At 65.1% G+C, this 5,625-nt stretch carries 7 protein-coding genes and 1 pseudogene; 5 read left to right on the forward strand and 3 right to left on the reverse strand.

The window, feature by feature from the left end; genetic code table 11:
- Positions 1-6 precede the first annotated feature (6 nt).
- Positions 7-180, forward strand: coding sequence for a DUF1003 domain-containing protein (locus tag WAN02_RS27420; protein WP_422268337.1), 174 nt, complete (start codon positions 7-9; stop codon positions 178-180).
- Positions 181-229: 49 nt separating this feature from the next.
- On the opposite strand, the gene WAN02_RS27425 is transcribed toward WAN02_RS27420, so the two are convergent.
- Together WAN02_RS27425 and WAN02_RS27430 are read right to left on the reverse strand one after the other, a co-directional pair.
- Positions 230-883 (reverse strand): Bax inhibitor-1/YccA family protein, encoded by a 654-nt coding sequence (locus WAN02_RS27425; RefSeq protein WP_422268325.1) that lies wholly within the window; start codon positions 881-883, stop codon positions 230-232.
- Positions 884-915: 32 nt separating this feature from the next.
- Complete coding sequence (locus WAN02_RS27430; RefSeq protein ID WP_422268327.1) at positions 916-2,142, reverse strand: cytochrome P450; 1,227 nt, start codon at positions 2,140-2,142, stop codon at positions 916-918.
- 141 nt (positions 2,143-2,283) lie between these two features.
- Between WAN02_RS27430 and WAN02_RS27435 the strand changes: the two genes are divergently transcribed.
- From WAN02_RS27435 to WAN02_RS27450, 4 genes are all read left to right on the forward strand, one after another.
- The gene (locus WAN02_RS27435) at positions 2,284-2,631 is read left to right on the forward strand and encodes a hypothetical protein (RefSeq protein WP_422268329.1); all 348 of its coding nucleotides are present in this window, start codon (positions 2,284-2,286) and stop codon (positions 2,629-2,631) included.
- 23 nt (positions 2,632-2,654) lie between these two features.
- Complete coding sequence (locus tag WAN02_RS27440; RefSeq protein WP_422268331.1) at positions 2,655-3,314, forward strand: M15 family metallopeptidase; 660 nt, start codon at positions 2,655-2,657, stop codon at positions 3,312-3,314.
- A 94-nt stretch (positions 3,315-3,408) separates the two neighbouring features.
- Positions 3,409-4,221 carry a class I SAM-dependent methyltransferase gene (locus WAN02_RS27445; protein WP_422268333.1) on the forward strand — a complete coding sequence of 271 codons (813 nt, stop codon included), beginning with the start codon at positions 3,409-3,411 and terminating at the stop codon, positions 4,219-4,221.
- A 90-nt stretch (positions 4,222-4,311) separates the two neighbouring features.
- Complete coding sequence (locus WAN02_RS27450; protein WP_422268335.1) at positions 4,312-5,268, forward strand: LLM class F420-dependent oxidoreductase; 957 nt, start codon at positions 4,312-4,314, stop codon at positions 5,266-5,268.
- On the opposite strand, the pseudogene WAN02_RS27455 reads toward WAN02_RS27450, so the two are convergent.
- Positions 5,269-5,427, reverse strand: a pseudogene (locus tag WAN02_RS27455) (LysR family transcriptional regulator); the annotation flags it as partial. It lies immediately after the preceding gene.
- Between the last annotated feature and the right edge of the window lie 198 nt (positions 5,428-5,625).

A 5,625-nucleotide genomic window follows, 5' to 3' on the forward strand; every position in this document is an offset into this window, starting at 1 on the left:
ATCTTCTTGTCGACGTTCGTCATGATCGCCCAGAACCGCCAAGCCGCCTTCCAACAGGCCAAAGCCGACCACGATTTTGAAGTTCAGGAAGTTGAGCTCCAGAGCAACACCGACTTGACCCGCCAGATCCATGTCCTCACGGAGGAATTGCATAGACGCTTCATTCGCGACTCCACCTAGCGGCCATAACGTCCGAACCGACTGCTGCTTCGAGGGCGGCGCGTGGCTCTCAGTCCCGACCCCTGCCCCCGAACAGTTGTAGGAAGAACTGGAACACGTTGAGGGCGTCCAGGAAGATCGATGCGGCGATAAGCGGTGCTGAATCCATGTCTGTCGATCGGCGGAGCCGCTGGAAGTCGACCATCGTGAGGCCTGCGAAAATGATCAGCCCGAGGATCGAGTAGATGACCGCGCCGCCGGGAATGTGCACGAAGATCAACACGACGCCGAATCCGATGAGGGCAAGCAATGCCCAAAAGCCGACGCGCGCAACACCGGACAGGTCGGTGCGGGTGGCGTAACCGAAGGCGCCGCAGCCGGCGACGAACAGTGCCGTCGCTGCGCCTGCCTCCCAGAGCGCCTGGGGGTCGGCCTCGGCATAGTAGGTCAGCATCGGCGACGTCCCCAGCCCCATCAGCAACCCGACACCCAACAGCAGCGTCATGCTTAAACCGGCGGAGCTGCGGATGGCGAACCGCATGCCGATCAGGCAGACGAACGCCAGAAGGTAGAACACGAGCGCCAGGCCATTGCCGAGGTTGCGGCCTAGGTAGGCGCCGAGTGCGAATAGACCGGCGGTGGTGGCCACCGACCACATGACCTGACCGAAGAGGGTACGGGTTCGATTTTGCACTCCGATTGCGCCGTATTCGGCTGAGCTCATGTCACTTCCGTCCTTACGTTGGTCACCAGGAGCTAGTCGAATTCGATGGGCAGACTTTTCGGTCCGCTCAGGCTGACGATCGGTTTCCAGGGCACCGGCCCGGCAATTCGCGGGTTGCGCAGTCGCCTGGTCAGCACATTCAGCGCTTCGGCGATCTCCCGCCGGGCCAGATTGGCTCCCAGGCAGTAGTGCACGCCGCCGCCAAAGGTCAATATCGCCGGCGCCCCCTCGCGGGTGATGTCGACACGATCCGGATCGTCGTAGACCGTCGGATCACGATTGGCCGCAAAGGTATTCATCAGTACCATGGTTCCGGCCGGGAAGAGATATCCGTCGAGCTCCACGTCGTCGACGACGCGGCGCAGCGTCCCGCCCGCGATCGGCGAGTGGCGCATGGTCTCCTCCACCGCGTGCATCGCCAACTCGGGATTTTCCCTGAGCAGCTCCCACTGATCGGGGTGCTCGCAGAGCACCTGCACGGATGCGGCCACCTGGTTGCGGGTGGTGTCGGTTCCCGCCAGCAGCAGGCCGCCGGCGAGCATGCGCAGTTCGGCGGCGTCGAGCCGATCTCCATCGTCCTCGGCGCGGATGAGGTCAGAGAGCAGGTCGTCGGTAAGGCTGCGCCGACGATGGGCGACCATATCGTCGACATAGTCGTCGAGCTCGCCCCATGCCCGCATGACCGCGGGCTCGAGTTGTCGGATGTCGGCGGAGAAGCAGAACGCTTGAAAGATGTCGTCGGCCCACAACGAGAATCGCCGCCAGTCTTCGCGGGGTGCGCCAAGCAGCGCGCAGATGATCGGAACGGGATAGGGGCGCGCGATGTCGGCGACGACGTCGCAGCAGCCGCTGTCGGCGACCTGGTCGACCAAATCGTTGATCACGTCGACCATGGCGTTGTGCAGGCGCGCAACGGTTCGAGGGGTGAACGCCTTCGAGCACAGACCGCGTAACCGACGATGCGTCTCGCCCTCCACACAGAGCAAGCTGTTGATCACCTTGTCCCACAACGGACCCGAGGTGACGCCTTGAGCCTGCAAAACGATGCCGGGCGGGATCTGGAACCGGTCGTCGCGCAGCACGGCGCGGACGAGGTGGTAGGAGAGCACCTCGGGCCCCAACGGACCTATGGCGATGGGCGCCTGCTGTTGAGCTGCCCGGAAGCGGGGATAGACCGCTGCCGGGGTTTCGTCGACGCTGTAGCTCAGCGTGGGCAGATCGGCGTCGAAAACACTGGGTAGAGCGGTACCGACGGTCATGACCGTCTCCTTCGACGCGTCGACAGGCTTTCGTCAGCATAAGTCGGGCTTTCGCACCCACTCGAAAACGCGGGTAAACTACACATATGTAATTCGGCGTGACGTGGGCGCAGGCCGCCCTCGCCGACAGAAGGAACGGCCGTGGACCCACTGAAGATACGTAGCGTTGAATTCGACGATCGCGATCCCTATCGAGCGACGTTCAACGTCCACTTGTCCCGCGATATGACGGATTTCGAACGTCAGGCGCTGCCGCCGCTGCTCTCCTCGGGCTTTTCCCCGTCGGAGGCCCGGGGTTCCGCGGTGGTGGCGATCAGGAACGCGACGATCACGATGATCGAAGACCACCGAGATCTGCTCAAGCAGATCGTGGCCGAGGCCGAAACACTGGCCAGGACAATGGAACACGAGCAGCATGCGGTTGCCGCTCAGATCGCGGCCCGAGTCGAGGGCGTCCGGCAACGCGCCGCGGCCATCGACTGGAGCTGAAGCAGCAGTCGCATACTGATCCCATGCTTCGGCTCCTCGTTGCCCTTGTCCTGCTCTCTGCGGCGAGCGGCGGAGTGCGCGCGAACGCCGACGTGCCGCCGCTGGGTCCCGAAGCGCGCGCAGCGGGATTCGTCGACGTGCGGTCCGTTGTCCCGAACGCGCTGATCGACCTGCGTTATGCGACGTCTGACAACTTCACCCATACGCAGCTCTACCCAGCCAATGCTCGCTGTCTGGTGCACGAATCGATGGCTCCGGGTCTGGCGACCGCCGCGAAGGTGCTCGCCCCGCAAGGCAACGTTCTCGTCTTTTGGGACTGCTATCGCCCACACGACGTGCAAGTCAAGATGTTTGGCATTGTGCCGAACCCGGCGTGGGTGGCCAAACCCGGCAACTATGCGAAAAGCCACGAGTCTGGCCGCTCGGTCGATGTGACGCTGGCCAACGTCAACGAGCAGTGCCCGCGTTGCCTTGTCGACATGGGCACCGACTTCGACGACTTCTCGCCCCGGGCAACGGCGTTCGCCACCGATGGCGTCAGCGCCGCCCAGCAGGCCAACCGGGGCCGATTGCGCGACGCGATGAGTGCCGGCGGGTTGTCGGTGTACTCGGGTGAGTGGTGGCATTTCGACGGTTCGGGCGCCGGAGTCCAGCGGCCGATCCTCGACGTCCCAGTCAGCTAATCTGTCTCATAATATGAGACAGAAGTTTCGTATTATGGAATAGGCGGCGGTAGCCTTGAGGTCGAACAGGATTCCATCGCAAGGAGGTCGCACCATGACCGGTGAATACCAGGCCGTCTACACCCACGGGCATCACGAGTCGGTGCTGCGCTCGCATCGAGTGCGCACGGCGGAAAACTCAGCCGCTTATCTGCTGCCGCATCTGCGACCGGGCATGTCGGTGCTCGACGTCGGCTGCGGCCCCGGGACCATCACCGTCGACCTGGCCGCCAGGGTCGCGCCCGGACGGGTCACCGCCGTCGAAATGACCTCGGAAGCTTTGGATTTGGCGCGCACCGAGGCGCAGACGCGCGGTCAGTCGAACATTGATTTCGTGACGTCGGACGTGCATGCGCTCGACCTGCCCGACGACACCTTCGACATCGTCCACGCCCATCAGGTGCTGCAGCACGTGGCCGACCCGGTGCAGGCGCTGCGCGAGATGCGGCGGGTGTGTAAGCCGGGCGGCATTGTCGCCGCGCGTGACGCGGACTACGCCGGGTTCACCTGGTTCCCCCAGCTCCCGCAGCTGGACCGGTGGTTGGCGCTGTACTCCGCGGCGGCGCGGGCCAACGGTGGCGAACCCGAGGCGGGCCGGCGGCTGTTGTCGTGGGCGCAGCACGCCGGGTTCGACGACATCACGCCGACCGGCGGCCTGTGGTGTTTCGCCACGCCGGAGACCCGTGACTGGTGGGGCGGGATGTGGGCAGACCGGATCGTCGAGTCGGCCCTGTCGCGACAGCTGGTCGAGTCGGAGATGGCCACCACCGCGGAACTCGACGAGATCTCCTCGGCGTGGCGGGACTGGGCTGCCGCGCCGGATGGCTGGCTGGCCGTGCCGCATGGCGAGATTCTCTGTCACGCGTAGCCCATTGCGCCTGGTCAGACGCACGGTATTGGCATTCTCTTTTTCGGCAAGTACGTTATCGTTGATAGATAACGATACTTTGGAGGACTCGTGCGTCTCGGAGTAATGATCGGCGCCGAACGTGGCGATTCCGCGCGCAAGGTTTCCCGGATGCTCGCCGATATCGAGTGGGCCGAGACCGCGGGCATGGACACCGCGTGGATCCCGCAGGTGCCCAACGACTTTGATGCCCTGCTGGCGGTCGCGCTGATGGGTACCCGCACCACCCGCATCGAGTTGGGCACCGCGGTCGTCCCGCTGCAGGCGCAGCATCCGATTGCGTTGGCGCGTCAGGCGTTATCGACGCATGCCGCCACCGGCGGACGACTGGCGCTGGGCGTCGGACCATCGCACCACTGGATCATCCATGACATGCTGGGCCTGCCCTACGAGAAGCCGGCCGCATACACCCGCGACTACCTCGAAGTGCTGCAGGCGGCGTTCGCCGGGCCCGGGCCGATCGACGTTGAGAACGAACACTTCACCGTGCACAACCCGAACGACCTCGCCCCGGTGGCGCCGCTGCCGGTGTTCGTCGCAGCACTTGGCCCGGTGATGCTGGCTCTGGCAGGCGAGCGCGCCGATGGCACGGTGCTCTGGATGGCCGACGAGCGATCGATCGCCGAGCATGTCGTGCCGCGGATCACCAAGGCCGCCGACAACGCCGCCCGGCCCGCGCCGCGCATCGTCGCGGGCATACCCGTATGCCTCTGCGCGGCAAATGAAGTCGACGCGGCACGTGAGCGAGCCAACCGGATCCTCGGCGAAGCCGAGGTGTCGCCGAATTATCAGCGGCTGCTCGACTACGGCGATGCCCGCGATGTCGGGGACATCTGCGCCGCAGGTGACGAGGAGGCCATCCTGGCGCGGATGAAACGCTTCGCCGACGCCGGGGTAACCGACCTGTCGGTGCGGCTGCTGCCGATCGGCGAGAACCGCGACGAGCTGGTCGCCTCCAAACGGCGCACCCGCGAGGTCATTTCGGAGCTCGGCGCCCAACTTCGCTGATCACGCCGGCGCGGTGATATGAGCTTCGGCGAGCTTGCGAAAGGCCGCGACGAGTCGGCTGCGGTCGTCGGCACGGCACGCCACCACAACGTGGCTGGGCTCGACGCCTTCGAGCGGAATCGCCGTGAGATCGGGGCGGACGACACTGATGTGCGAGCCGCCGGCCGCGTTGACCGCCATGGGCGCCGACGCGCACCGTGGTGACATAGACGATCTTGACGGTCTACGCGCCGCGGCCGCCGCGGCTGACGGTGTCATCCACCTTGCCTACCGACACGACTTCGACAACGACTTCGTGGCCGCCGCGGACACCGATCTGCGTGCCGTCAAGGCAATGGGCGATGTACTCGCAGGCTC

It is taken from the genome of Mycobacterium sp. (genome assembly GCF_049281135.1).
Taxonomy (GTDB): Bacteria; Actinomycetota; Actinomycetes; order Mycobacteriales; family Mycobacteriaceae; genus Mycobacterium.

Excerpts from the sequence above, each read along its gene's own strand:
- WAN02_RS27425 (WP_422268325.1), bottom strand. The coding sequence starts at position 883 with ATGAGCTCAGCCGAATACGGCGCAATCGGAGTGCAAAATCGAACCCGT.
- WAN02_RS27445 (WP_422268333.1), top strand. The coding sequence starts at position 3,409 with ATGACCGGTGAATACCAGGCCGTCTACACCCACGGGCATCACGAGTCG.
- WAN02_RS27430 (WP_422268327.1), bottom strand. The coding sequence starts at position 2,142 with ATGACCGTCGGTACCGCTCTACCCAGTGTTTTCGACGCCGATCTGCCC.
- WAN02_RS27440 (WP_422268331.1), top strand. The coding sequence starts at position 2,655 with ATGCTTCGGCTCCTCGTTGCCCTTGTCCTGCTCTCTGCGGCGAGCGGC.